The 25,698-nt window shown below is 31.7% G+C and carries 24 protein-coding genes; 8 read left to right on the forward strand and 16 right to left on the reverse strand.

Annotation, left to right across the window (positions count from 1 at the left end; genetic code table 11):
• Window positions 1–4 precede the first annotated feature (4 nt).
• Window positions 5–1,075 (forward strand): response regulator, encoded by a 1,071-nt coding sequence (locus GQ45_RS01950; protein ID WP_047414654.1) that lies wholly within the window; start codon window positions 5–7, stop codon window positions 1,073–1,075.
• A 16-nt stretch (window positions 1,076–1,091) separates the two neighbouring features.
• Here the strand turns inward: GQ45_RS01950 and GQ45_RS01955 are convergent, their stop codons facing one another.
• From GQ45_RS01955 to GQ45_RS01965, 3 genes are read right to left on the reverse strand one after another with little or no spacing between them, the layout of a single operon-like run.
• Complete coding sequence (locus GQ45_RS01955) at window positions 1,092–1,322, reverse strand: DUF6327 family protein (protein ID WP_047414656.1); 231 nt, start codon at window positions 1,320–1,322, stop codon at window positions 1,092–1,094.
• Window positions 1,319–1,669, reverse strand: a complete 351-nt coding sequence (locus GQ45_RS01960; RefSeq protein ID WP_047414657.1) for a hypothetical protein — start codon at window positions 1,667–1,669, stop codon at window positions 1,319–1,321. Before GQ45_RS01960 ends, GQ45_RS01955 begins: the two co-directional genes overlap by 4 nt.
• Window positions 1,670–1,676: 7 nt before the next feature.
• Complete coding sequence (locus GQ45_RS01965) at window positions 1,677–2,006, reverse strand: YtxH domain-containing protein (protein ID WP_047414658.1); 330 nt, start codon at window positions 2,004–2,006, stop codon at window positions 1,677–1,679.
• 143 nt (window positions 2,007–2,149) lie between these two features.
• Here GQ45_RS01965 and GQ45_RS01970 point away from each other — a divergent pair, with 143 nt between their 5' ends.
• The gene (locus GQ45_RS01970; RefSeq protein ID WP_047414659.1) at window positions 2,150–2,548 is read left to right on the forward strand and encodes a hypothetical protein; all 399 of its coding nucleotides are present in this window, start codon (window positions 2,150–2,152) and stop codon (window positions 2,546–2,548) included.
• Between the two features lie 466 nt (window positions 2,549–3,014).
• Here GQ45_RS01970 and GQ45_RS01975 read toward each other — a convergent pair whose 3' ends face one another.
• Together GQ45_RS01975 and ppsA are read right to left on the reverse strand one after the other, a co-directional pair.
• On the reverse strand, window positions 3,015–3,401 hold the full coding sequence (locus tag GQ45_RS01975) for a hypothetical protein (RefSeq protein WP_047414665.1): 387 nt from the start codon (window positions 3,399–3,401) through the stop codon (window positions 3,015–3,017).
• A gap of 67 nt (window positions 3,402–3,468) precedes the next feature.
• A complete protein-coding gene (gene ppsA / locus GQ45_RS01980) occupies window positions 3,469–5,925 on the reverse strand; it encodes a phosphoenolpyruvate synthase (RefSeq protein ID WP_231555140.1) in 2,457 nt (818 codons plus the stop codon).
• A 659-nt stretch (window positions 5,926–6,584) separates the two neighbouring features.
• Between ppsA and GQ45_RS01985 the strand changes: the two genes are divergently transcribed.
• Genes GQ45_RS01985 through GQ45_RS01995 form a run of 3 tightly spaced genes read left to right on the forward strand, consistent with a single transcriptional unit; the run spans window position 6,585 to window position 7,775 of the window.
• Window positions 6,585–7,034, forward strand: a complete 450-nt coding sequence (locus GQ45_RS01985) for a hypothetical protein (RefSeq protein ID WP_052188098.1) — start codon at window positions 6,585–6,587, stop codon at window positions 7,032–7,034.
• Between the two features lie 10 nt (window positions 7,035–7,044).
• Entirely contained in the window at window positions 7,045–7,263 is a 219-nt protein-coding gene (locus GQ45_RS01990; RefSeq protein ID WP_047414666.1) for a hypothetical protein, read from the forward strand.
• Entirely contained in the window at window positions 7,260–7,775 is a 516-nt protein-coding gene (locus GQ45_RS01995) for a hypothetical protein (protein ID WP_047414667.1), read from the forward strand. The genes GQ45_RS01990 and GQ45_RS01995 overlap by 4 nt, the downstream gene beginning before the upstream one ends.
• An 8-nt stretch (window positions 7,776–7,783) precedes the next feature.
• Here the strand turns inward: GQ45_RS01995 and GQ45_RS02000 are convergent, their stop codons facing one another.
• Genes GQ45_RS02000 through GQ45_RS02010 form a run of 3 tightly spaced genes read right to left on the reverse strand, consistent with a single transcriptional unit; the run spans window position 7,784 to window position 10,335 of the window.
• Window positions 7,784–8,764, reverse strand: coding sequence for an MlaD family protein (locus tag GQ45_RS02000; protein ID WP_047414668.1), 981 nt, complete (start codon window positions 8,762–8,764; stop codon window positions 7,784–7,786).
• Window positions 8,765–8,768: 4 nt separating this feature from the next.
• A complete protein-coding gene (locus tag GQ45_RS02005; RefSeq protein WP_047419920.1) occupies window positions 8,769–9,551 on the reverse strand; it encodes an ABC transporter ATP-binding protein in 783 nt (260 codons plus the stop codon).
• A 1-nt stretch (window position 9,552) separates the two neighbouring features.
• On the reverse strand, window positions 9,553–10,335 hold the full coding sequence (locus tag GQ45_RS02010; RefSeq protein WP_047414669.1) for an ABC transporter permease: 783 nt from the start codon (window positions 10,333–10,335) through the stop codon (window positions 9,553–9,555).
• 389 nt (window positions 10,336–10,724) lie between these two features.
• On the opposite strand from GQ45_RS02010, the gene GQ45_RS02015 reads away from it, so the two are divergent.
• On the forward strand, window positions 10,725–11,504 hold the full coding sequence (locus GQ45_RS02015) for a L,D-transpeptidase (protein WP_231555141.1): 780 nt from the start codon (window positions 10,725–10,727) through the stop codon (window positions 11,502–11,504).
• A 1,244-nt stretch (window positions 11,505–12,748) separates the two neighbouring features.
• Here GQ45_RS02015 and GQ45_RS02020 read toward each other — a convergent pair.
• The 6 genes from GQ45_RS02020 to GQ45_RS02045 form a co-directional block, all read right to left on the reverse strand.
• Window positions 12,749–13,645 (reverse strand): nucleotidyl transferase AbiEii/AbiGii toxin family protein, encoded by an 897-nt coding sequence (locus GQ45_RS02020; protein WP_047414671.1) that lies wholly within the window; start codon window positions 13,643–13,645, stop codon window positions 12,749–12,751.
• Window positions 13,638–14,405, reverse strand: a complete 768-nt coding sequence (locus GQ45_RS02025; protein ID WP_047414672.1) for a type IV toxin-antitoxin system AbiEi family antitoxin — start codon at window positions 14,403–14,405, stop codon at window positions 13,638–13,640. The genes GQ45_RS02020 and GQ45_RS02025 overlap by 8 nt, the downstream gene beginning before the upstream one ends.
• A 262-nt stretch (window positions 14,406–14,667) precedes the next feature.
• Window positions 14,668–15,879: a GIY-YIG nuclease family protein gene (locus GQ45_RS02030; RefSeq protein ID WP_047414674.1), complete on the reverse strand. Its 1,212-nt coding sequence runs from the start codon at window positions 15,877–15,879 to the stop codon at window positions 14,668–14,670.
• Window positions 15,872–17,815, reverse strand: coding sequence for a DEAD/DEAH box helicase (locus GQ45_RS02035; protein WP_047414676.1), 1,944 nt, complete (start codon window positions 17,813–17,815; stop codon window positions 15,872–15,874). Before GQ45_RS02035 ends, GQ45_RS02030 begins: the two co-directional genes overlap by 8 nt.
• Window positions 17,816–17,818: 3 nt before the next feature.
• A complete protein-coding gene (locus GQ45_RS02040) occupies window positions 17,819–20,512 on the reverse strand; it encodes a DNA methyltransferase (RefSeq protein ID WP_047414677.1) in 2,694 nt (897 codons plus the stop codon).
• 75 nt (window positions 20,513–20,587) lie between these two features.
• Window positions 20,588–20,806: a helix-turn-helix transcriptional regulator gene (locus GQ45_RS02045; protein WP_047414679.1), complete on the reverse strand. Its 219-nt coding sequence runs from the start codon at window positions 20,804–20,806 to the stop codon at window positions 20,588–20,590.
• Window positions 20,807–20,953: 147 nt separating this feature from the next.
• Here GQ45_RS02045 and GQ45_RS02050 point away from each other — a divergent pair, with 147 nt between their 5' ends.
• Both GQ45_RS02050 and GQ45_RS02055 read left to right on the forward strand, forming a co-directional pair.
• Window positions 20,954–22,120, forward strand: a complete 1,167-nt coding sequence (locus GQ45_RS02050) for a HEPN domain-containing protein (RefSeq protein ID WP_047414680.1) — start codon at window positions 20,954–20,956, stop codon at window positions 22,118–22,120.
• Window positions 22,120–22,479: a hypothetical protein gene (locus GQ45_RS02055; RefSeq protein WP_047414681.1), complete on the forward strand. Its 360-nt coding sequence runs from the start codon at window positions 22,120–22,122 to the stop codon at window positions 22,477–22,479. Before GQ45_RS02050 ends, GQ45_RS02055 begins: the two co-directional genes overlap by 1 nt.
• A 70-nt stretch (window positions 22,480–22,549) precedes the next feature.
• On the opposite strand, the gene GQ45_RS02060 is transcribed toward GQ45_RS02055, so the two are convergent.
• Window positions 22,550–23,494 carry an HNH endonuclease domain-containing protein gene (locus tag GQ45_RS02060; protein ID WP_047414682.1) on the reverse strand — a complete coding sequence of 315 codons (945 nt, stop codon included), beginning with the start codon at window positions 23,492–23,494 and terminating at the stop codon, window positions 22,550–22,552.
• The gene (locus GQ45_RS02065; protein WP_047414683.1) at window positions 23,478–25,685 is read right to left on the reverse strand and encodes a hypothetical protein; all 2,208 of its coding nucleotides are present in this window, start codon (window positions 25,683–25,685) and stop codon (window positions 23,478–23,480) included. The genes GQ45_RS02060 and GQ45_RS02065 overlap by 17 nt, the downstream gene beginning before the upstream one ends.
• Window positions 25,686–25,698: the final 13 nt, after the last annotated feature.

Below are 25,698 nucleotides of genomic sequence, written 5' to 3' on the forward strand. Positions count from 1 at the left end.
CGTTATGAAAAAAATACTATTAATTGAAGATAATGTTGATGTACGTGAAAATACCGCAGACATTTTAGAATTCGCAAACTACGAGGTAATGACTGCTGAAAATGGTAAAATAGGAATAGCAAAATCAATACAATTTAAACCAGATATCGTAGTGTGCGATATTATGATGCCAGAGCTTGATGGCTACGAGGTATTAAAAGCTTTAGCCAAAAACACTAGTACGGCCAGCATACCTTTCATTTTTCTTACAGCAAAAACAAATAGAGCTGATGTTCGAATGGGTATGAACTTAGGTGCAGATGATTACTTAACCAAACCTTTCGAAGAACATGAATTATTAGAAGCCATTTCGAGTCGTTTAACTAAGAATGAATTTTTAAAAAAAAAAATTTCCAAAAATTTAGAAGGACTTAATTCATTTTTAGATGAAGCATCGGCCTACATAAATATGGAAAGCTTAACTCTAGGGCATACGCTAAAACATTATGAAAAAAAAGATATTATTTTCTGGGAAGGCGATAATGCGCATTCTTTGTATTTTATAGAGAAAGGGGCTGTAAAAACATATAAAAACACTTCAGAAGGAAAAGAATTAGTCACTGGAATTTATAGTTCAGGAGATTTTATTGGACAACTTTCATTATTGAATACTTTAGGATGTTATGTAGAAAATGCTACTGTTTTAGAAGATGCACAGGTGGCGGCAATTCCAAAAGGCGATTTTATTAAATTACTTTTTGAAAATAATATAGTTTCTCAAAAATTCATCAATTTAATATCCAATAATTTAATAGAAGTACAAACACAATTGTTAGATATGGCTTTTGCCTCAGTGCGCAAGAGAGCAGCAAAGGCTCTTATTGAATTACACAATAAGGGTCTTATAACAAACGTACCAGACACTGGAATGGCAATACCGAGGGAAGATTTTGCTGGTATGATTGGGACAGCTACGGAAACCGCCATTAGAACGCTATCTGATTTTAAAGATGAAGGTATCATAACGACAGATCGCAGTCGCCGAATTATTATTTTAACCATTGATAAATTGCATAAAATCGCTGAGCGCGGATAAAAAGTAAAAAAAGAAATTAATTTTCCCTTTTTATTCTTTGAAATAGCATTTTCATTTTTTTTAAAACAAGCGTTAACACCATTTGTTGAATATTGCCACTTAAATTTTGAACTACGTGTGAAGGCTGTAGTTTTAATTTTGTTTGGTTGTAGATCAACCTTAAGCTTTCCATTTCAATTTCTCTATGGATTTTTAAAATATGAAGTCTTTCATCAATTTCTTCAAAAGAATGGTAGTGTTTATTCATAATTCATCGAAATAAAGGGCAGATAATTTTTTAATCACAGGCTTATTTATGCGTTTTTTAACGATATAAATAAGTATGGTCACCATACCGTAAAAACCACCAACGACTATAAACCCTAGTGAATAGCTATCTAGTGCTTCACCTAGAGCCAACGAGATCCCAAACGATAAAAAAAGCAAAGAAATTACTAGTGCTAAACCCATTAAAATAGATTGTAAACCCGCTGTAAAAAACCGTGTCAAAATCTTAAACACCCTAAGCTTAATATATTCTTCACTTTGTGCTAAATAAGATCTTATAGCGGCCTCAGCCTCTATAAGATCTTTTTTTGTGTTTTCTAAAGCCATAAAAATTCTACTTTTGAAATTGTGCGTTTTTCTTTTTTAAATCCTCTAGTTTACGTTCTAAAGTTTCAATAATATCATCGGCCTTATAGCTCATCGTAGAAATGGCTTCATCTAATTTTCGGTCAAAGATGTCTTTTTTCTCGTTGGCTGTTTTTGTAAGTTCGTCTTTAGCATGGCTTATACGTTCGCTAAGGTCGTGGCTTGCATCTTCTACTTTACGTTTAATTTTATGCCGCGTTTCACTGCCCTTATCTGGGGCATATAATATTCCTATCCCCGCACCAAGTGCAGCTCCGGTTAATAATGCCAATAAAACATTTCCACTGTTGTCTGTCATGATTTTTAATTTTTAAGATTATACGATAATTTAATTTATTGCTCTAAATTAAGGCTATAGTAAATGTTTTGAAATGATTTGAATCATTTCAAAACTGAGTTTTAATTTTCAGCTTTGAGCACAAAATAAAATCTAAAAATCAAATGAAAACAAAAATTACAGATCCAAAAAAAGAATTTCTTTTAGGTGCAGGGCTAGATGTTTTGCATCAAGAAAGTAAAGAGTGGCAGGAGAATATAGCCTTTTGGCAAGATGAAACTAAATTCTTCAATACTATTTTAACCAAAAAAGAACGCCAGGAATCAGAATATACAAGTCTTCTAAAAAATCTAGAAAGGGTACATCATCACCTTTTTAATTTTATGTCTAAAGATATTATAGAACACGAAAAATTTCTCTCAAGGTTAGTGAAAGGTGAAAAGGGCTTATCAGATGAAAATTATAGAGGACAGCATAAAGAGCTAAAGGAAAAAATGGAGGTTTTTAATCAGGACTTTAAAACTTTTAAAAAAATGGTTTTTGCTTATGTTAAGAAACTTTAAGTCTAGCAGTACATGTCTAAAAAGTCTTTACCACAAAATAGCTATTTAAGATAATTATTTGGTTTTTTTATACGTAAATATGAAACTTACTATTTTTAAAATCGTTGATAGAAAATCAGATAGTATAGCTAATTTTTTGGATTATTATTATTTCTTGCGTATGCCTTATTTGGCAAGTGATTTTTTAGAAAAGGGCTAACTGTCTCGGCAAATTACTAATGCCGAATCAAAAGCCATTATGGCAGCTGAATCTTCTGGGGAAGCTAAAGAACAACATTTTCTACCAATATTTAGCGCCATGAACCAAGAAATAATACAAGATTGTAAACTTTCTAAACTTGCCTGCGGCCTTGTACTAATGAATGCAAATGAAATTATCTCGGCAGTAGGGATATTTCAAGTTAATTTAATTAAAAGTAATTTAGTCTATTCTAATTTAATAGTACGGTTATCTTTTTTAAACCTACTACATATACTTGGTCAAAAATTTAAAAAAATCTTTTTTGAGATCGGCATAAATAGCTCTTTGTACTTCTATTTTGTCTCTAAAATCTAAGTGTTTTTTAACTAGTGTTATATCTAAAGCATCTGCACCTGACTTTAATTGTCCAGTTATTCTTATTTCATGCACAGCTATCGTTTCTAACATATCTTCTATAACACCACCGTGAAGTATAAACTCATTTTGAAAATGTTCTAACTGTATCAGCATTTCTTTTTTGGTGTATCTAGTGACAAGTTCACTTAATCGATTATTGAAAAACTTTAGCTCATCTTTCCAAAATAAAAGTTCTAGTTTCCAAAGCTCATGTTCAAAGTGTAAGTTTGAATTTGATATTGTTTTTGTATTCATTTTTATTTATTTAAGATTAAAAATATTTTGAGGCTTAATGGTTTTTATTAGTACATCTAAAATGCTACTAATTACTACTCGATGCTGAGCCAAATGCTACCAAGCTATCTTCTGCATTTGTTACATTTTCAATCCCCTGTAATAATGCATCTGGATTAAAAGAAATGCTATTAATACCTTCCTGAACTAAAAATTTTGCAAACTCAGGAAAATCGCTTGGCGCCTGACCGCATAAACCTATATTTGTTTTAGTTTCATGTGCAGATTTTATAGCTAATGAAATCATTTTTTTAGCCGCTTCATCATTCTCATCGAATAATTCACCCATAAGCTCAGAATCTCTGTCAATTCCTAATGTTAATTGGGTAAGGTCATTAGAGCCAATAGAAAAGCCATCAAATAGTTTAGCAAATTCTTTGGCTAATATAACATTACTTGGAATTTCAATCATGGTATAGATTTCAAGACCATTTTCACCTCGTTTTAGTCCATTTTCTTCCATGACAGAAAGTACTTTTTCACCTTCTGATAGTGTTCTACAAAAAGGCACCATTACTTTAAGATTTGAGAGTCCCATGGTTTCGCGCACCTTTTTTATGGCAGCACATTCTAAGGCAAAGCCTGCTTTATACAAGTCATTATAGTATCTGGAAGCACCTCTAAAACCAAGCATAGGGTTTTCTTCATGAGGTTCAAAATTTAGGCCTCCAATTAGGTTTGCATATTCATTTGTTTTAAAATCGCTAAGTCTTACAATAACTTCTTTTGGATAAAAGGCAGCGGCTATTGTTGCAATTCCTTCGGATAATTTATCAATGAAGTATGTTTTTTTGTTGCTATAATTTTTAGTGATTTTTTCTATTCTGTTTTTGACAGCATCATCTTTGATGCCTTCAAAATTAACTAGTGCCATAGGGTGAATTTGTACTAGATGTGTAATAATAAACTCCATACGTAATAATCCAACACCATTATTCGGATAAAACGAAAGTTGAAATGCATTTTCAGGATCAGCAAGAATCAATTTAACTTCAGTACGTGGCATTCGAATCCCTGAAAAATTAATTTGTTTTTCTTGGTACGCTAGTTTACCCTCATAAATATACCCAGTTTTTCCTTCTGCGCATGACATGGTAATTGTTTGGCCGTTTTTTAGTACCGCCGTAGCATTACCGCAGCCTACAATGGCAGGAACTCCTAATTCGCGAGCTACAATTGCAGCATGACTGGTTCTACCGCCCTTATTCGTGATAATACCTCCAACTTGTTTTAGTAATGGATCCCAATCGGGAGTAATAGTATCAGTGACAATTACCGTGTCTGTAGTTAAATCTTTAGCTTCTTTTGGACTGCTCAATAAAACAACTTGACCAACCTTTATTTTAGAACCTATGGCATTGCCTTGTGACAAGCTCTTTCCTTTTTCTACTACTTTATACTCAATATGTATATTTTTATTTTTACTGTGGTGCACCGTTTCTGGGCGAGCTTGAGTAATAAAGAGTTCATTAGAAATTCCATCTTTTGCCCACTCAATATCCATGGGTTTGTCGTAATGTTCTTCAATAAGTAATGCCCATGTTGATAAAACTTTAACTTCTTCATCATTCAATACAAACTGATTTTGTTTTTCAATGGGAGTGTCAATATTTATTGTGGTCATTTTATCTTCTTTGCCACCGTAAATCATGGTTAATTTTTTATCAGCTAACTTTTTTTGTAGAATAGGGTAGTGGTTGGTTTTTAGGCTTGGCTTAAAAATATAAAATTCATCAGGATTTACAGTTCCTTGCACTATATTTTCTCCTAAACCCCACACCCCAGATAGTAAAATAACATTTTCAAAACCCGATTCTGGTTCTATAGTAAAACCAACACCAGAACACCCTTTATCTGAACGTACCATTAATTGCACACCAACTGATAAGGCAATATCTTCATGTTTAAAACCCTTATCTTCTCGGTATTTAATAGCACGATTGGTATAGAGTGAGGCAAAGCATTTTTTTACAGCCCCTAAGACAGCCTCTTTTCCTTCTATGTTCAAATAGGTATCATGTTGACCTGCAAAACTTGCATCAGGAAGATCTTCTGCAGTGGCACTACTCCTTACGGCAACAGCTACGTTCGTGTCTCCACACAAGTTTTTATAGGCATCGGTAATAGCCTTATTAAATTCTGTTGAGAATTCGCTTTTAAGAATTAAGTGTCTCGCACGTTCTCCGATCAATGTTAAATTTTGATACTGTTTTTTATCTAAGCCATTAATGATGTTTTCTAATGCTTCTTGTATCTTATTTTCTTTGAGAAAACTCCAAAAAGCAAATGAAGTAGTTGCAAAACCATTAGGAATACGAACACCTTTAGTCGTCAATTGGTTGTACATTTCTCCTAGTGATGCATTTTTTCCACCAACCTGACTAATATCGTGGATACTAATGGTACTAAACGTTTTAATAAGCATCTTCTCTAAATTTAATGATGTTTCAAAAGTAATGCTGCTTATTGCTAAAACCAATGACATACATCAGTCTATATATTTTCTTAAGCTCTTTGTTTGCTTTTTATTTCATTACTATTTATGTGGTATACTATAGGAGTACAATCCGTATTTATTTTACCTAAAAAGTAGTTATTAACTTTTGGCGGTACCTTTTCTTTTTTGAGAAGTAGATTTTTTACTACTTTTTAAAATACAAAGTAGGTGTTTTGCATTTATGGCACTTAATGCCGTGAATTCTCTAAATAATTAAACTGATTTGCACTAATCTAAAGCACAAATCTTATGGACCTATAAAAAACAATGTTATTTTTTAGCATAGCCTCAATCTTATTAACCGTACCCGAGTAGGTCACGATGCCATGATGCCTGGCATCATATAAATTGGTAATTGGAATTATACCTGAATTGCCTTGTGAGATATATGCGATACCACATATATAATTTCCCCTTAAAGCTTAAGGCTAAAGCATGTTTGAATTACAGTCCCGATATAGCTTCTTTTGGGAAACCTGTAGTACCTAATAGAGTCTTCCGGATTGGGTATTTATAATAATTATAGTACATCTAGTAATATAGCAAACCATTTAAAATAATAATAATCATGGCAGGTTTTATGCCCATGACTTGAATCATTTTGTAAAGCAATATGCTGATGTACATTTATAGTACAACTATAAATTATGAGTACTGAAAAAAATACAGCTAAAAAAAATCTTGATAAAAATGAGCTTTGGTACCCATGGTTTGTACTAACGAATCATTGGAAATCTGATGTGGAATTTTATCGGGAGGATCTTCGTTTTTTATTACACCTTATGAGTACGTATGCTATATGGATTAGTAAATCAGAAAATGTAAAAATGGTAGAAGAATTAAAAAATAAGCTCCTTCATTTAAAAGCAATAACTAAAAATTTAATCACTAAAATAAGTACATACAACCTTCAATTGGGTTATTTGGTTGAGGGCTCTTTCAAGATGGACGCTGAAACAATTAAAACAGATCATGAGCACTTAGCTACTGAATTAGTTGAATTTGTTAAACAATTTCGTAAAAACAGGAAGGAGGTATTTGCCACATCCAAATACATAATAAATGATGAAGAATTAACACACATACTATATTCTTAAAACTTTAATTATGAAAAAATTTCATCAAATATTAGAGGATATTACGCGTGTCACAAGCGTTATAGAAACTAAATATCCTGAGCTTTATCAATTCTTAGATGAAAACCCAATAACTATTCCATCGTTTGTTCATCCCAATTTGGACATCACCATTCTTGAAGATTATTTCGACGATTTAAATGAGCTTCTAAAACATCATTTAGAAACACGTAAAACAAAAATGGTATGAAAGTATTAAAAAAAATTCTGTGGCTATTTTTAAGCTTAATGATTTTATTTTTGATTTTTCTCTTTTGGTATCAAAACAAATATTCAATGGATGTTGTTGAACCCTATCAAGTGAACTCTCCTCAGCTAAAAAAAACATTACTAATAGCAAGTCAAGGAAGTCATTTTAAGAATAAAGTAACTTCGGGAATAGTGGACAATTACAAAACCGATTCACTTTTTATTCATGTCATCGATGTAAGTTCTTTGGATACCATTAAGGTGAAGGATTATAATGCCCTATTAATTTTACATACTTGGGAAACTTGGAATCCTCCAGTATCTGTTGAAAAATTTATTAAACGTACAAAAAAAGATGCTTCTAAAATTGTAGTTTTTACAACGTCAGGAGATGGTAATTATAAAATGGATGGGGTAGATGCCATCACAGGAGAATCCAAATTAGCAGATGTGCCCTTATATATCGATAAAGTTACAGCTAAGTTAAACCCCATTTTGAAGCTTGAAAAGTAAATTTATTTTTAGTTTTTTTCTTCTTTTTTTGCTTTTCGTTCTTGTTTTCTAAAATAACCTCTCGTTAGAAAATTGTGTTTTAAAGCTTCCATGTTTTCATTAAAACGTGCTGTTCCTTGTTCCACATTAAGCATTGTTTTTTCTAATTGTTGTACGAATGTAGAATCTTTAGAAACGTAGTTTATCAATCCATTACCTTCTTTCATACCGCTAATTAAAGAATTCAAATCTTGTGAAATCTTATGTATTTCTACACTAGATAATTCTAAATTTTTGATGCTATTTCGCATGTTTCCAGCAGTAATAGTATCTGAAAGTAACACACCGGCAGTACTTTCATCAAAATCTATATTTTTAATAATCGCATTGAATTCAGCAATGCTAGCGTTCGCTTGGATACTTGTATTTTTTAAATTGATAATTGTTTGATGCAGGTTATTTGCCATCACTGTATCATTAAGTAAGCTACCGAAAGTACCTTTTCCTTGTGTTAATGATTTTGTTACTTTCAACAAATCAGCAGTTAATAAAGCTGCATTTTCATTGGTTGTGTTCAAGGTGTTCATCATATCTTGAGTGGCCACCTTACTGTAAGCGTTGAGTTCATCATCTGGTTGTATCAAGCGCTCTTCTTCTACACCAGGGATTATATTTATAAGCATGCTGCCCACTAATCCGTCAGAACCAATAGAAGCAATAGCACTCTTTTTAATATGTTTTAGCATTTTATTATCAATAATCATATGCACTTTTATGGTGGTGTCATTAATCATTTCTATTTTCTTTACTGTGCCTACGTTAATGCCAGAGAAACGCACATTATTTCCATTTTGGAGTCCGTTAGCATTTTTAAATACCGTACTTACCGAAAAAGTTTTTCCAAACATATTCTGTCGGTTCCCAATCAAATAAGCGGCGAGAACCAATAGTAAAGTGCCAAGAACCACAAAAATGCCTAATTTCAGATTTTCTAATTTTGTTTTTGCCATACTATTATTTTTTAAAGAAAGCTTCTACCTTCGGGTCTTTATGTGCTGATAATTCAGCATAAGTGCCTTCTGCATAATTTAATCCGTCTACCAATAAAATCATTCGCTCTGAAATTACTCGTGCGCAATCTACATCGTGTGTTATTATTAATGATGACGTACCGTATTTCTTTTGGATACTGCGCATCAACTCAATAATCTCTTTTGATGTAATTGGGTCTAAACCACTGGTAGGTTCATCATACAAAATTACTTTTGGTTTTAGAATAAGAGTTCTCGCCAGCGCAACACGTCTTTTCATCCCACCAGAAAGTTCCACCGGCATTAAATCTATGGCATGTGCCAAACCTACATTTTCTAAAGCCTCCAGAACCAAAGGCGTAGTGTCAGCTATATCACCTAGTTTTCCCTTATGCCTACGCATTGGAAATTCTAAATTTTCTCGAACCGTCATAGAATCATACAATGCACTACCTTGAAAAAGGAAACCTATTTCTGAGCGCAATTCATCTAAAGTTTTCTGATCTAAAGTGGCTATTTCTTTGCCTAAAACTTCAATATAACCAGAATCAGGTTCCATAAGCCCTATCAAACATTTTATCATTACTGATTTTCCAGAGCCCGATTTTCCCATGATTACCAAATTCTCTCCTTTGTGTAGGGTTAAATTAAAACCATCTAAAACAACGTTATCACCAAACCTTTTACTTAGATTTTTAATAGCAATGACTACCTCGCGTTCATCGATGCTGTCATTTGCTTGTATGCGTTTTGTTTTAGCTTCCATATTATAGTTCATAAAAAATATCAGTAACGAAAACGGCAATAAAATCAACAATAAAAAGCAGTAAAGATGCCATTACTACGGCTGTATTTGCCGCAATACCCACGCCTGCAGTTCCTTTACTTGAGAAATACCCTTTAAAACAACCCACAAGCCCAATCACAAAACCAAATAAGAACGATTTTATCGTAGCGGGAATTAAATCGCCAAAAGTTAAAGCATCAAATACAGTATTGAAGTACAGCAGAAAGGAAACATCACCCTTTAAATTCTCCACTAGTGCTGAACCATATAAAGCAATTAAATCGCCAAAAATTACTAATAACGGCAACATTAAGGTCGTTGCTACTATTCGAGTGACGACTAAATATTTAAACGGATTGGTACCTGAAACTTCCATAGCATCTATTTGTTCAGTAACGCGCATGGAACCTAATTCTGCACCTATGCCCGATGCAATGCGCCCAGCACAAATTAAAGCTGTTATTACCGGGCCAATTTCTCTCACAATAGAAATACCTACCATATTAGGCATCCAAGAGACGGCTCCAAATTGAAGTAAAGTGGGTCGTGATTGTAGCGTAAGTACCAAACCAATAATGAATCCTGTGATTGCCACTAATAATAAAGACCGAACGCCTATTTGATAACATTGACGTAACAGTTCTTTAAATTCATAGGGAGGTTTGAGTACTTCTTTAAAAAAACGACCTGCGAAATGAGACAATTCACCAACTTCTATAAAGAATTGCTTTATTTTATACGTCATTTCGTATACCAAAGGCATTTTATTTTATTATTTAATTCAATCAAATATAGTTTAGGTTTGATAGATTAAAAATGACCAATATCATGAACTAGAAATTAAACATCTTTAGAAATAAGAAGTCTGAATTTAAAAAATTACTACGGGTATGATTAAAGTCATATGTTCCAATAAATGGGACTACTATTTTTGAACAATGCTGATCATCTAACGAAAGACCACTTTAAATTGTATAAAAAAAGCACTTCATGACAAATAGGAATACAAGATATAAACTTTACTTATTTTTTATTTTATGTCTTTATGTATCCTGTAAAGAGAGTAATTTAAATGGGATAAAAAATAAGGGTACACGTACTGAAATTATAAACGACACTGTAAATATTGAAGTAATACCAAAAAGTGTGGAAGTGTCTCGTGATATAAGGATCAGGGATTATTTTATGTATATGGATTCATTGGTGCATCATTATGATACTTTAGTTCCTTATTCTTTTTCTGAGCATCTTTTAGTTCGTTACAATCCATGGATTATAGACACACTTGCAAATACTGACTATTACCGCATGGCAGCTCGTGATTCATTTATTTACGATCAGCGTAACATGGTTGTTTTAGCTAAAGGGAATATCTTACACATACCAGATTCTTTATCAGCTTGTAAATTACTGCAACAATTTGAGGACACAGAAATTGATGTAAATATACCTGAATACAAACTCAGACTATTTCAAGATTCTACCTTAAAATATACATTTCCCGTTCGTGTGGGTCAAGATAGAAAACGTTTTCTTGCTTTTGGCAATAGAGAAACAGATTTACGTACAAAAGAGGGGAAGGGTTCTATTATAAAGCATGTAAAAAATCCAGATTTTTATAATCCAGTGGATGGTAAACAATTTTATCTTACCAAAAGAGATGATGGCAACACAACATTAATGCCTCAGATTCCTTGGATAGAAACACAAATAAATGGCCTTAGAAACGGTCAAATGATTCACCCAACGACCAATCCTAAAACTTTAGAAAAGGCATATTCTAATGGCTGTATTGGAACAAAAGAAGCAGATGCCTGGATTATCTATTATTACGCTCCACTAGGTACTAAAATTACAATTCGCTATGATTTAAATACCTACGAAGAGGGTAGGGTTGTAAATATTCTAAAAGATATTTATAAGAAAGAATAGTAAAGCTGCTCAAGAATTTGGAACATTCTTTTCAGTACCTATTTTTAGGTGTTTTTTTGAGAGATTCCGTACATCATAAATCGCCCCCTTGTTTTCAATATTAATATATAAATCTGGAAGAAGCCGAATTAGTTTTTCTGTTTTTGTACATCCTATTTAAAATTATGTAGCCTTTATTCCGGACGGGTCAAATGGCACCACAACAACATTGTAAGCATTGTAACTAAGCCCTACAGGGTAGGACCGATAAAAAATTCTGTAACCTACACTGTAAAAATGCCTACCAATTCAACCTCGCTAAAGAACAACCAGAACGATTTTATAATAGTGTAGACAATCAGTTGAAGCTTAACCGCAAGGCCAGAACTGATCAATGTAATGAGATTTGATGCTAATTTTTTACCCACTTTTGGAATAATCAAAAAGGAGAAGTCTACCTGATGGTGTATGAATATGGTTTTATGAAAATAAAAGAGCAAACTAATGAAAAGTAGGCATTAGTACTCTGGCAAGAATAAATGAATTAGCCCCTTTTAGATGGATATTAAATGATATTAATTAATATCATAAAAAATAAAAAACCCTGTAAATCAACGATTTACAGGGTTTTTGGTGCCTTTTAAAGGACTTTTCGCGGAGAAAGAGGAACTATCCGTAATCTTATTTTTACTTATTTTATTGGGTTTATGGGAGGTCATTTTAGGTATATACGCACCGAATTACGCACCTATATTATTTATTCATCTAATTAAATTCAAAACATACTAAATTATCTCAAAAATTATAAAGTGTTTTTCTCTAAAATAATCTCAATAGTTTACTCTTAATAAAATACATCAATTTTTAGTTTAGTTTAATCGTTTTTTTAAACCTCTTTTTGAAAAAATATTAATCCTTACTTGTTTTTAAATTCAATAGACAAATGCCATAATTTTCCCTGAAATATTTCCTGTCTATTATGTTCTTTTGTAATAACTTTCAATAGACTTTTAACTTGAGGGGTAGTTGGGGGGTACTTGGGGGGTTAGTTGTTCGAAAGCAGGAAATTCTAAATCCTTGTAAACTCTCATCAATTCCTTATTTATAACACTATAAAAATTGTATTTCTCAAAAATTAAATTTTGTCCAACCACTTACTCGGTAACTTGCTCGGTAACTTGTTCGGTAACTTGTTCGGTTGCGTGACCGGGTTATGTGGAAAGGAGTATGTTATATAAAAAATGATCGAAAAAATTATAATCAGATTAACCCATAAGTAAACTTTCTAGTTCCTTCAAATTGGAGTTATGCTTTTCCGGATTATTTTCCTTAAGTGCTAGCAAGTTTTGAAACTTCCATTGTATGGCTGGAAACTTTTCAAAATAATAAACACTCCAATCAGGGGAAGCATTTTTAAAATTTATTATAAAATTTTTATCACTTTTAGTTAGTCCTACTTGTACAACTTCAATTAGTTTTTTTCGAGTTTGCTCAAAATCCGCATACGAAAAAGGTTGTTCTGTCATACCCATAAATTGGTTTGCAAAAGCTTGTTCTTGATTTATCAAATTAGGAAATAGTATTTCTTTAATAGGTCTTTTACTGCTTAACAATGTGAACAAGAACCCTACTTTTATTTCTTCTGTAAATCCTTCATTTTCTAGTAAATCCTTTACATCAAATAAATCTCTTGGATGTTGTCTATCCAATGCTGCCACTATTTTTCCACCATACAACTGTCCAAACGATACTCCTTGAATTGAACAAAAGGCATCGAAATCTTCTTGCGCTTTATCACATAAAACCAAAGCACTAGTATCACCTATCAAGCCCCTGATACCTTGATTTACTTCAATTTTAATTAAAGCATCTTTATTACTTATTTGTAATTTTAGTTTGTCTTTTTCATGTACTACCAATAAATTTGGAAAAATTATATTCAGACGTCTCTTTATTTCATCTAAAGCATTATTAATTTTAGTAAAAGACGTTATTCTATCTTCTATAGGTATATATGTTAAATCAATATCAACTGACAACCTAGGCATATCCCTTACAAATAAATTGATAGCAGTTCCTCCATGAAGCGCAAAACACTTTTCTTTTGCTACCTCAGGAATTACGCTTAATAGTAAACGTACTTGGTTTTTATAATTATTCATCCACCAAATTTTTAGGAATCGTTATTTTATATTCTGGGTTATACACACCATCAACAACGATTTGTCGTTTCCCTTTTCCTAAGTCAATATTCTCAACTTTTACAAATTCTAGCCACGGATGTTGACACTTATTAGCCAGATATAAAAACAATCGTTTTACTTTTACGGATGTACAAGATTCTAGCAGTTGTTGTACTTGATTAGGACGTAAATTATTTAACCCTTCCATAAGCTCATAGCATTCTTTTAAATCTTGCTTTTTAGGAGCTAAATACAAACACTCCATGATTGCTCGTGCTGCACCCGATACTTTAATAGAAAATCCATTAACTTCTATTTCTGTCAAACCAATATCAGCAGGCAGAAATGACGTAGAATAATAATTTATCTCCATACCCCAATTATAATTTTTCAACCAAGAAGGGATGCGCTCATTTTCATCTCCAAAAAGTGTAAACTGCTGTCTTGAAAATTCTAGATAATGAGCCTTTCCTAAAAGATTTAAAGCTGATTTGCCACCTGGATGTATACTGACCTTACCTTGCGATTGCAAAGCAAATACGGCTCCTTCGATGGTTGCAGTGTCACCGCTTTTTACAAAAGCTCCATTATTTAAAGGGGTTATCCAATTGCTTTTTTTATATCTACTCAATAACTGATCAGAATACCCATTCGCTACTAACCATGAAGTAAGATACACGGCATTCTGTGGCCAATCTTGCAAAAGAGCGTTTATTTTTTGTTCTTTTTCTAAACTCATAGTATAGTTTTTAGGAAAATTATAAACCAAATATATGAAGTAGTTTATAATTATTTAAATTTATAAACTATTAGTTTAGTTTTTTAATAAAAAATAAACTCAAGTTGTTAGATTTAATCTTCTAATAAAAATGCTAAATACAGTGATTCCATGATAATATATGCATTTTATTGTATTACCTCTTATGTAACAATAAGACCTAAAAATCGGGGTCTATTGTTACACGAATGGTAAAGGTGGCTTAAGTACAAATCCCCTCTATTTATCTTTTAATCAATGCCTTAATATTACTATCATATTTATAGTTTACAATTTCTTCTGATTCTAATAATCGAAATGCTTTTTGAATTATAGGCAAAGGCACAACGAACCATTCTCTAGGTGTCATTCTTCTTCCAGTATCATCGTTAATATCTATGTTTAAACAAGCCTCTGCAAAAAAGCGGTGGATTAACAGTTCAAACTTTTGGGTATTCATATTATAGGTTTTATATGCATCAATAATTGTTACATCTGCAAATAAATAAGTTGGTTCTTTATATGCATTTTTAATACGCTTTGGAACAGGAACAGTAGAATATCCAATCTTATACAAATCCTTTATAGTAGCTATATCTTTGTGATTGGATTTAGATTTAAGAACGTAAATCCATCCAGTCTGAACATCTTCTTCATTTACAGAATTTACGTTATCAAATAATTCTTTTTCTATTTCCGTTTCGGTATGTGAAACAATTTTACCATCATTATCTTTATGTAAAAGAGCTTTGTCCAATGAGCGATAAAGCATATTACTCATTGTCCCATTTTCAAAAATGATACGTGTACGCCCATCCTTACGAAGTCTATCACCAGAAGGAAGTGTGACATTATCAGTTTCAATATTTGCTTCTTCTAAAAACAATAACACGCCGTTTAGAACATAATAAGAACCTGCTTTTAAATTTTTATCAGCGTTTTCATATGTAAATAACCGTCTTTTGCCTTGCTTTAATTCTTCATGGACCTTTTTAAACATTGATTCGTAGGACAAAAACTCCTTATCCTTCATTGCTTTTCTTTGAGCTACAAAATCAGATTCTGCTCTTTCTGTGGAGCTTGGCACGTTAGTTAACTTAAAAATAGATAATGTTTCTTCGGTGTCTAAAATTCCTAAATCGTCATCGTTTAAAATATCTGCTACCGATTTTATTTCTTCTTTTGTATTTAAAAGGTTATGCGTGTCATAGGATTTGAGAATTTCTACTTTTTTTGAATCTTTGCGTAATGCTTTTAATCTTGATAGTAATTTAAATTCAGTGACATTAGTTGCTTCTGGTTCTCTGTTGTTTTTTTCAAAAAAGGCATTAATTTCTTGGAACGATTCAATCAATCGTTCATCTTCCGTTTTTACATTAGATTCTTTTGCCTTGGAATCTAATATTCCAAACTCATCATCATTGAATATATCTTCTAATGTTTTCTTTTTATCCATTAGTTGCTGCTTTACGCTTTTGTTCTTTTAAAAATATAATGGCTTCTGCTAAACGTCTTTCTTGTGGGTCGAATGCTTGTATGCTTGGTTGTTCTCCTGTTTTTGCTATCCAGTTTTTAATTTTGGGCCATAAAATGATAGCTTCTTCTTCGGTCATTTGAATTCTAGTGGCATCAATAGTTTCTTGAATGGCTTTAAAAACAGAAGCCGTAACCGATTTCGATAGAATTTCAAATGCTTTTTGAAATGGGTTAATAGTGTCTATTAAATCAATATTTATATCGTCAATATTTACAAAGCTATCAGCCATTCGTATAAAACGTTTATCTCCAACTTCTTCAATCGTTCCGTTTTTAATAACGGAATCTACCACAATATGTTGACGTACCGATTCAACTTCTTCGTCGGTTAAATCTGGATAAGTTTCTTTAATGATTTTAGGTATTAAAACTTTATTAATCACTTCGGGGTCTACATTGCCAGGCATGGCTTTAAGCATTTGGTCATCCTGCATAATTTTAGCCTTCAAGTCATTAATATCACTTTCAATGATATCTTTTGCTCTTTGCGAACTTGGTAATTTGAATCCTCGTATTTTTATATAATCCTCACCGTCTTCCTCAACACCATCTAGTTCATCTTCTTCTGGAAATTTAGGTTTAAACTTAAAATTGGGTGCTAAAACCTGTTCCATTAGTAAAGATGCTGTGATGGCTTTGAGCATATTGTTTACAGATAATTTAACCAAATCATCTTCGGCATCGGGTTGTGCAATTAAATTGGTAAACTGCGAATGGGTTTTGTTTTCACTATCTCTTGTTGCCCTGCCAATAATTTGAATAATTTCCGTTAATGAACCTCTATAACCAACCGTTAATGCATGTTCGCAATATGGCCAATCAAAGCCCTCTTTAGCCATCCCTAAAGCAATAATAATATCTATATCATCAACACTGGAAACTTTGCGTAAATACTCTTGTATTTTGTCTCTATCCTTTTGGTTATCGTGAACTAAATCTGCAATCTTTAACGTTTTACCTGTGGTTTTACTTATCACATATAAAACGCCTGTATCTGGGTCTTGGTAATCCAACTCACCAATGCTATCGATAATTCTATTGACTTCTTCATATTTATCTTTTGTAGATTCACCAGAATTGACACTTGGAATATGAATGATTGTCTTTTTATTTTCGTCCAATATTTCATTAATGGCTGATGTATATCGACCTTGGTAAAAATGATAGCCAATCCCTAACGACTTTAAATAATTATACCCATTTAGTTGTTGGTAATAATCGTATTTAACCTTTATAAACTTTGCTTCATCTTCGGGTAATAAAATAGGCACACTATCGCCTCTAAAAAACGAGCCTGTCATGGCTACTACATGTACATTAGATTTTTCCATGACACTGCTTAAAACAATCCCTAATTTATTATCGCCATCTACAGAGACGTGATGAAATTCATCTATTGCTAACAAACAATCATTCAATTGTTTTTCATCTATGGCTTCAAATGCAAAACGCAAGGTAGCGTGAGTACATATAAGTATTTTTTCTTCACTTTCTAAAAAGTTTAAGAATGCAGTTACCTTACTTTTTTCTACACCGGGTGTGCATAAATTATATCTTGGGTTAGGCTCCCAATCTGCAAAAAATCCATGTTTTTTTAAGTCTGTTTTAGCAAAGGAACTACCAATTGAGCGTTCTGGCACTGCAACAATTACTTTTTTAATACCTTGATTTACTAATTTATCTAACCCAATAAACATTAAGGCACGCGATTTACCTGAAGCTGGTGGTGCTTTAATTAACAAATATTGAGCAGTACGAGCCTCAAATGCTTTTTGTTGCATTTCTCGCATACCATATTCGTTGGTCTTTTTACTTTTTCCTGTTTGTTGATAGGTAACGTGTACGATGTCTGGCATATATTAGGCTTTCTTTTTACGTGTTTGTTTTGGCTTCTCCATCAATGTATTTTTATTTATCATTTTTTCATATTCCTTAAAAAGATATTCTAAACGCTCTGTATCACTTTCAAAAGGTTTTAAACGATAACAACGCTCTATGGCTAAATCTAATTGATGATGTGCTCCTTTTAAGCCTTTAGGCATTTTATTGGAGTCATATAACTGTGCTAACGTTTTACCTGAATGTTTTTCTCTTTCTTCTAACACTTCAAAAACGTGCAGATTAATTTGTTCTTTTTGTTTTTTAGTGATTTCTGGAAAGGGAAAGGTATTATAGCAAATAGATGAAGAATAGCGTATTCGACTATCTAATCTACCACCAACTGTTTTAACCCAACACATATGCATTTTTGAGTTGATTACACCAAACAACCAAGGTTCAGGGTTATAAACAGCTTGAGCTGAAGCATAAATAACTGGGCCTTCTTCTATAAAACCAATAGGTATATAATCTCTTTCTTCCGAAGTAACACAAGGTATTAGTAAGCAAGGTTGAGAATAATATCTATCTTCTGCAAACTTATAAGGAGTTTCAGCTAACTGAATTGTTGCAATCTTTGTACTCGCTTCTCTCATTTTTTTGACACCAAGAAGTCTTCTTTCAATTTCTTTTTCGTTAATAATATCTTCAATATTATCTTCAGTTATATATAAACACCATCGTTTAATATCTTTTATCAATTCTTGAGCACCAATAAATTCTTTTATTATAGGTTTTAACTTTTCATTTTTGGATAGTTTATAATATTCTGTTTCCTCTAATAATAAAAAACCTCCATCGGCTGGGATACTTCCTTTTATCATTTTCGGTAAATTACTAATTGAATTTGTCATTCTACCAACTTGAATATTAGGACCATCGACTAAATAAGCATTAATATTTTGAACAAGTTTCTTTGTTTTCCCGTTTAATATATATTTATCATCTTTTGAAAGATTTCTAATTCCAATAACAACAACAGTTACGCCAGCATTCCCTTTTGCATTATTTGTCCACTTAAAAGCTTCATAAGCAAAGAATATTTCTTTATTATTCAATAAGTTATTCCATAATATACTTAATTGGTCGCCTTGACATATGGAATTTGTTGTTACGAAAGCGTATTTTGCATTAAAGGAATTTATATATTGAGATGCTATATAAAACCAAGCAGATATATAATCAAGTGATTTATAATTTTTTAAGCCTCTAAAGACAAAAGCCATATCTTGTTTGTGCTCTTTCTTTTGATTTCGAGTACCATAGTAAGGTGGATTGCCAAGTATAAAAACTTCATCCACTAAATCAATTGGACAAACTGCTTTCCAATCAATTCGAATGGCATTCCCTTGTGTAATATGCCCCGCTTCTTTTAAAGGTAAAATAGGTTTGGCTTTACCAAAATCAAATAATTCATCAATAAAAAACTTGTTCATTTGGTGTTCTGCTAACCATAAGGAGAGGATGGCCATTTCGTGTGCAAAATCGTCTAACTCTATACCGTAAAATTGGGAGAGTTTAACTTCGGTAAATACAAATGAGTATTGCGGCTCTAACTCATTTATTTGTTGCCAAATTTTTATTTCTAACTTTCGCAATTCCTTGTAGGCAATAATTAAAAAATTACCGCTACCACAAGCAGGGTCGAATATTTTTAGTTTGGATAGTCTGTAAATTAATTGGCGTAATTTTTTGGTATTGTCTTTGTGTTTTTCAAACTCTTCATACAATTCGTTTAAAAATAAAGGCTCTATCACCTTCATAATATTAGGCACAGAGGTATAATGCATCCCTAAACCACTACGATAAGCAGGATTTACCACCGCTTGTATCATGGAACCAAAAATATCTGGGTTTATTTCGCTCCAATTTAGGTCGGCGCACTCCATAATAATCTTGCGTGCTTCTTTAGTGAATTTTGGAGACACAATAGTATCTTTAAATAGTCCACCATTTACATATGGGAATTCTTTAAAATGTGATGCTTCCTTGCTATTGTCTTGTGTGTTAAGCACCTTAAACAATCTATCTAAAAAAATATTCACATCAGAGCCATCCTCTTTAGTATGTTGAGACAAGGTATCTGTGAACATACCCTCAATAGGGAAAATATCGGTGTCTTCAGCAAAAAAGCAAAAGAGTAACCGTGATAAAAAGATATTTAGGTTGTGACCACCATCATCATAAATATTAGGGTTTTCAGTAACCAGAATATCATAGAGTTTTGCCATTTTATAGGAGGCTTTCCTATCTGCAAAATTCTCATTTTTTTGAGAATATTTTTCTTGACCTGCCCAAGGTAAAAAGAAACTAAAATGTTTATGAATGTCTAGAATAGGGGTGTCTAGTGCTAAACCAGTTCTTATGTCTTTTGCAAGAAGTGTTTTATAATCGGTTACAATTACAAAACGAGGGTTATGTTTTAAGGATTCAGGGTCTTTGGTTAACTCATCAATAGTGTTAAGTAGCGTTCCAGATTCTACTTCTTTAAAAAGCATTTTGCTTTTATAAAGCACTTCACCTTTTATATTAGATAAGTTAAAATCGCCTTTTTTTAATCGAGTTATCGAGGTTTTAGAAATACCGTATGCTTGAAGCAAATCGAATACAAATTCTTCTTTGTTAAAGTTTGCAACTAAAGCGGTGACGTTTTTTTCTATTTGAGATGCGTTCACTAGTTTGTTTAGGTTTAGCTTGGTTTAGAGTTTTAAAATCTTCTTTAATAATTCAATTATAAAAACTGAATTATGTTACTCTTTAGGTAAGTAAAGATCTTTAAAAATTTCTTTAAAAATTTCCCCCGGATCAATATCAATGGCCAAAGCAATTAAATAAAGTTCATCTGCTCGAAGTTTAGTTGATTCATTAGAACTCAATTGCGACAGTCTAGCCTGACTTATTCCTGTACGCCTGGATACCATAGCTCTATTCACTGATTTTTTAGTAAAATATAACCCTAAAGTTGTCATAAATATTTCGATTTTTTATAGATAAATATACTTTGAATATAGAAAAATGTAGAATTTCTAAAGTTTAATTTTGAATTTTGATAGATTATATATAGATTTGTTTAGATAGTCTAAAGAAATATTAAGAATACAAATATTTGCTTAATCATGAACATAGAAAAAAATAAATCAGAACACAATATTACTAGCAAATTAACTTTGCTTCTTGAAGTAAAATACATTTTTAAAGCCATTCAAGAAACTACTAGAAATAATCAAGTCATGTTTATTGTTTTACTGGAAGGAAATTGTTCTTCCCTAACCAAAGAATTATCCTCTATGGTTGCTAAAATATTTCAGGAAGAAACGGATTTTTTATATAGGATATTCTCGTTTGAATATGCTCAACAACAACTAATGGAAGAAAACCTATTTTTTGTTCATGGGTGTACTTGGGATAAACTAATCTATCAAAATCCTGATGCAGCATTGGACAGTTTTCATGAATACTATATACCCCAAAAAACACTAGGTAACATACAATCAGCTTTCGAAAAAGAACACCATAAAATATCCGCCTTTCTTGATGGTGCGACCTTTTTTATCGAAAAGAATAATCTGTCACATGCCGCTTATATGTTGCACCAATATATAGAACTGTGGTTTCGCTTTGTCGCTCTTTTTACAATGGGCAAGGAACGTAAAAGCCATAGCATTAAGGAACTTCAAATCTATATTAAAACATTTGCCCCGGAACTGGGCAATCTTTTCAATACCGACATAGAGGAGGAGCAAAACCTTTTAAAATTGCTGGATGATGCGTATATATCCACCCGCTATGAGAACAATTATTATATCAACCAAGAACAGATTTATAAAATATTGGAGAAAGCCAATAAAATGGAATCATTGGCTACATCATTGTTTAAAAACAAATTGGATGCCTGTATTGTTCAATCTTCCAAACCAAAGGAACTCAATGTTCCCAACGAGCAATGTTCACTCCCAAATGATGGCACAGAGTTATTGAATTTCATTAATTCCCTATCCGAAAAGGATTTTTCATCCTTAAAACCATATCCCTTTAAAAAAGAGCTTTACACAATTGGAATGGTTACTGAGGGCTATTTGGAAACCTCTTTTATGATATCTAACCTTCTAAAGGTTTGCATCATAGCGATGGAGTCAGAATGCTGCTCCACACGTTCCATTCCTGAACCAGACCATAATATTAAGGAAGTTTTGGGTTATATCTTGGATATGATACCCCACAATGAAATGGAACTTTTGGACACCCTCAGATATTTAGCATTAGAAACAGAAACAAGCAGCTGATGAAAGGAAAAAAGAAACATAAAAAAACATTAAAAAGAATTCAAGAGGAATTATCACGTAGAGAGGGACTGTTGAAGCCTGCTGGATATTCATGCAACCATAAACCTATGATGAAAGGAGAATTTCCAATAGGGGATAATGATGAACTTTTATTCAGTATATCCTGTTTATTGAAAACCTGTGTATTGGCACTTGAGGGAGACACTACTTTTTCATCCTCTGCAATTTCTAATGCAGACCCGAAGTCTAATGTTATTGTAGCGTTAGAATTCATTATCAATCTACTGCCTAGGGAACAAATGGTTTTATTAGATGAAATTACTCAAATCCTTTCCGAAGTAGAATATAAAAAAGTATAAACCCAATACCATTTATTAAAAGAATGAAGTAAATTAGATTCCATAATTATATCACAAAAATTATTCTATTTTAAATCAATTTCAGCTGCCTAGCAATATCCTGAGTAAATTTAGACATTGGTCGTTTATGAATATCTTTAGAATTTGTATAATTTCCCACTAGCAATCTTTCGGCCATTGGAATTTTATTGGGGTATAGTTTTTTAAAAGAATTCCTCAAAGATTCTAAATAATTTTTGTTATAAATTAATGCTTTGAGAATTAGCTCTTCAGCTAAATCCTTTTGTGTAGAATAAATACCTTCAATATCAAATTGGTCATTATAACCCTTTTTCTCTGAATCATCAAATTCAATCTTCAAATTTTCCACAGTACCATTGACCCTATATGAGACTAGTGATTTTTTGTCAATTTGAAATGTAAACGGAGACTCTCTCAAATCAATAGGATCATCGGAATATACATTGAAATTGACCATTCCGCTTCGTTTGACATTATTACAAGAACCACACACAGGTAATAAATTAAAAAAAGAAATACTGAAACATGGATAATCGGATTTTGGATAAAAATGATCTACTTGAAATTTGGCAGATCTTTTACCATTCAAAGTTCTAACAGTTACGGCCAATTGAGAATTGCAATAAATACAGGATTTAAGACCACTTGCTTCAAAATATTTAGCATAAAAAACATTTCTCAAACCAGAATAATCCATCCTTTTAAGCAATTCATTCTTAAACTCCCTATTTTGACTAGCCATTATTGAACCGTTAATGATAATATCAAAATCATCTTTCGCAATTTTTAAATCGTTTGGCCTAATCATTACAATACTTTCAAATTCTGCAATCAACTTATCAAGATAATTTTGCTGTTGTGCATTAAGATTAATTGGTGCAGGGTTATTTCTGAATTCAAAAACAGACCGTTTCGCTTTATCAATTATTGTTTTAATTTCAGTTTGATTAGTGGCTAAAATATTTTCAATGACCGCATTATTTATTGATATCATTCTTTTTTTTATTTTTTAGGTCTTCTAACTTTTTAATTTCTTCATCAATTTTTTTCTCATCATAAAAATTACTTAAGAACAACTCCTTCAAATCAAACTTTAACAAGGGCTCTCCTATCATATTAATAAATTTTTCAGCAGACTCAGTATCCCAAAGTAATTTTGGTTTATCTTCCTTTTCAGGCGATTGCTCTCCATCTTTATATGTTAAAAACTTAAGCAAATCTTTAATTTTTTCTTTGGCATATTCTCCCATAAATCCGTTGGAAAGAAAAAACTCATTTGCTAATAAATCATGAACATTTGCCGCATAAGTTTCTTCATTATCATAAGGCTCAATTGAGCCATCATTTAGCTTTAAAATGTTGTCAGAAGGTATGTCAGAAAGTATAAATGGAGAGTGAGTCAAAAAAATAATATTGTAACCCGCATCACTCCAATTCAATGAATTAATAGCTTTAATGAGTTCGCTGACATATATTCTCTGAAATTCTGGATGAAAGCATAACTCAACTTCATCTAACAAAATATTAAAATTTTTATAAGATACTCTATCATCACTATCAACTGAAGCTATTGAATTTAAATTCAATAAATGATAAATTATAGAATTTATACTATAAATCATTTGCTTCTCACCTGAACTCAAATCCTTGAAAAATCCCTTATCCTTAAATTCAAAATCTATTTCAAAAAAAGAAGGTGGTAAATAATTAGTCAAACTATGTTTTAGATGTGCATTTTTAATCCTTTCATCAAAATCAGTAATGGAAGGATTTAAGTGCCAATCATTCTCGACATAAGCAATTTCATTCTTTAAATTTGATTCTATATTCAAATTTATATAATCTGATATACCATCTTTTATGGGAGTTGTAATAAGAAATGTTTTTTGCTTTGAGTCACTAATGTTATAATAATTATAAATAAGAAAGTTCAATGCCTGTCTTAATTTAAAAGTACTATGTGAAAAATCTTCCACTAATAAGTTGAAACCATCCTCAATAATCTCATCTGTTGCGTTCTTTCTAAAAATCCTATTTCTGTATGCTTTATATTGTGAGTATTTTTTAATAATGATTTCGGTTTTTCTTAAAATGTACTCTACAGTCAGTTTTTTAATTTTATCGTGGTTAATATCCACTTCCAACCGTGAATAATCGATTTTGGGATAAAATGATTTAATCAGAAGTTTTAAATGTTTCTTTTTCCATTTTTGGGTATATTCTAAATAAATTGATTTTTCATCTATGGAAATTAAATAATCTGGAATCTGACCAGTTTTTAAGCTATCACCCTCCAAAACATTAAATTTTCTAAAATCAATATTTAAGAGAAGTTTTTGAATAAGTTTACCATTTATTAAACCTCTAAAACCCTCATCATCATATTGTCCTTCAGTTTTTTTTGTAAAAACATTACTTAATAACCTTGATTTTGATAAGTAGGTAACCCTATTAATATCTATTACACCTTCGGTTCTCATAGGATTCAAAACAATTGGTGTCTTGTATCCATCGTTTTTATGAAAAATAGATTTCAACCAAACCCCTATTTCATTTGTGTTTAAACCATATAGAGAATAGTTGGCCAAAATTGAATAGAAAAAAGTGTGATAAAGAGTTTCAATATTTATTTTGTCAATTTCTTTGTCTACATTATTAAGAGTTATTTCCTCCTTTATTTCGAATGTTATTTTATTTTGACTATTTACATCTTTTTCCGATATGCTGAATATTACTTGTTTAAAAGTATCCTTTCTTTTTATAATTGAATAAATCTTATCATTTACACAATATAACAATTCACAATCAAGGCCTTTAAAATTTTCAATTTCTAATTCAAGCCGGTTTTCATCACTGTTATTAAGTTCATGCTCTTTGATAAAATCATCAAGAATTATGAGTTTTAGTTTTACTGCTAAACAAAAGATAAAACCACTTAATAGTTCAACAATAGTACTTTTTCCACTTCCATTTTTTCCTACAATAGCTGAAACACTAATATTACTTTCAAAAAGAATTTCTGGTACTTTTTGATAATAATGAATTTGATGAATTAAATTTTCTTCACTAAGGATAAAATCATAATCTTGATAGAACTTGTAGATTACATCAAGATTCAGATTTTTCAAAAGTTTTTGACTATGGTCTTTCAGTGGTCTTATTGCAAGTAATTTAAATTTGCTCATGCTTTAGCTTCTT

It is taken from the genome of Cellulophaga sp. Hel_I_12, assembly GCF_000799565.1.
Lineage (GTDB): Bacteria > Bacteroidota > Bacteroidia > Flavobacteriales > Flavobacteriaceae > Cellulophaga.

Bases quoted from the DNA above. Each gene is read 5' to 3' on its own strand.
- GQ45_RS01950 (WP_047414654.1), top strand. From the start codon at position 5: ATGAAAAAAATACTATTAATTGAAGATAATGTTGATGTACGTGAAAAT.
- GQ45_RS01955 (WP_047414656.1), bottom strand. From the start codon at position 1,322: ATGAATAAACACTACCATTCTTTTGAAGAAATTGATGAAAGACTTCAT.
- GQ45_RS01960 (WP_047414657.1), bottom strand. From the start codon at position 1,669: ATGGCTTTAGAAAACACAAAAAAAGATCTTATAGAGGCTGAGGCCGCT.
- GQ45_RS01965 (WP_047414658.1), bottom strand. From the start codon at position 2,006: ATGACAGACAACAGTGGAAATGTTTTATTGGCATTATTAACCGGAGCT.
- GQ45_RS01970 (WP_047414659.1), top strand. From the start codon at position 2,150: ATGAAAACAAAAATTACAGATCCAAAAAAAGAATTTCTTTTAGGTGCA.
- GQ45_RS01975 (WP_047414665.1), bottom strand. From the start codon at position 3,401: ATGAATACAAAAACAATATCAAATTCAAACTTACACTTTGAACATGAG.
- ppsA (WP_231555140.1), bottom strand. From the start codon at position 5,925: ATGTCATTGGTTTTAGCAATAAGCAGCATTACTTTTGAAACATCATTA.
- GQ45_RS01985 (WP_052188098.1), top strand. From the start codon at position 6,585: ATGAGTACTGAAAAAAATACAGCTAAAAAAAATCTTGATAAAAATGAG.
- GQ45_RS01990 (WP_047414666.1), top strand. From the start codon at position 7,045: ATGAAAAAATTTCATCAAATATTAGAGGATATTACGCGTGTCACAAGC.
- GQ45_RS01995 (WP_047414667.1), top strand. From the start codon at position 7,260: ATGAAAGTATTAAAAAAAATTCTGTGGCTATTTTTAAGCTTAATGATT.
- GQ45_RS02000 (WP_047414668.1), bottom strand. From the start codon at position 8,764: ATGGCAAAAACAAAATTAGAAAATCTGAAATTAGGCATTTTTGTGGTT.
- GQ45_RS02005 (WP_047419920.1), bottom strand. From the start codon at position 9,551: ATGGAAGCTAAAACAAAACGCATACAAGCAAATGACAGCATCGATGAA.
- GQ45_RS02010 (WP_047414669.1), bottom strand. From the start codon at position 10,335: ATGCCTTTGGTATACGAAATGACGTATAAAATAAAGCAATTCTTTATA.
- GQ45_RS02020 (WP_047414671.1), bottom strand. From the start codon at position 13,645: ATGAATAATTATAAAAACCAAGTACGTTTACTATTAAGCGTAATTCCT.
- GQ45_RS02025 (WP_047414672.1), bottom strand. From the start codon at position 14,405: ATGAGTTTAGAAAAAGAACAAAAAATAAACGCTCTTTTGCAAGATTGG.
- GQ45_RS02030 (WP_047414674.1), bottom strand. From the start codon at position 15,879: ATGGATAAAAAGAAAACATTAGAAGATATATTCAATGATGATGAGTTT.
- GQ45_RS02035 (WP_047414676.1), bottom strand. From the start codon at position 17,815: ATGCCAGACATCGTACACGTTACCTATCAACAAACAGGAAAAAGTAAA.
- GQ45_RS02045 (WP_047414679.1), bottom strand. From the start codon at position 20,806: ATGACAACTTTAGGGTTATATTTTACTAAAAAATCAGTGAATAGAGCT.
- GQ45_RS02050 (WP_047414680.1), top strand. From the start codon at position 20,954: ATGAACATAGAAAAAAATAAATCAGAACACAATATTACTAGCAAATTA.
- GQ45_RS02055 (WP_047414681.1), top strand. From the start codon at position 22,120: ATGAAAGGAAAAAAGAAACATAAAAAAACATTAAAAAGAATTCAAGAG.
- GQ45_RS02060 (WP_047414682.1), bottom strand. From the start codon at position 23,494: ATGATATCAATAAATAATGCGGTCATTGAAAATATTTTAGCCACTAAT.
- GQ45_RS02065 (WP_047414683.1), bottom strand. From the start codon at position 25,685: ATGAGCAAATTTAAATTACTTGCAATAAGACCACTGAAAGACCATAGT.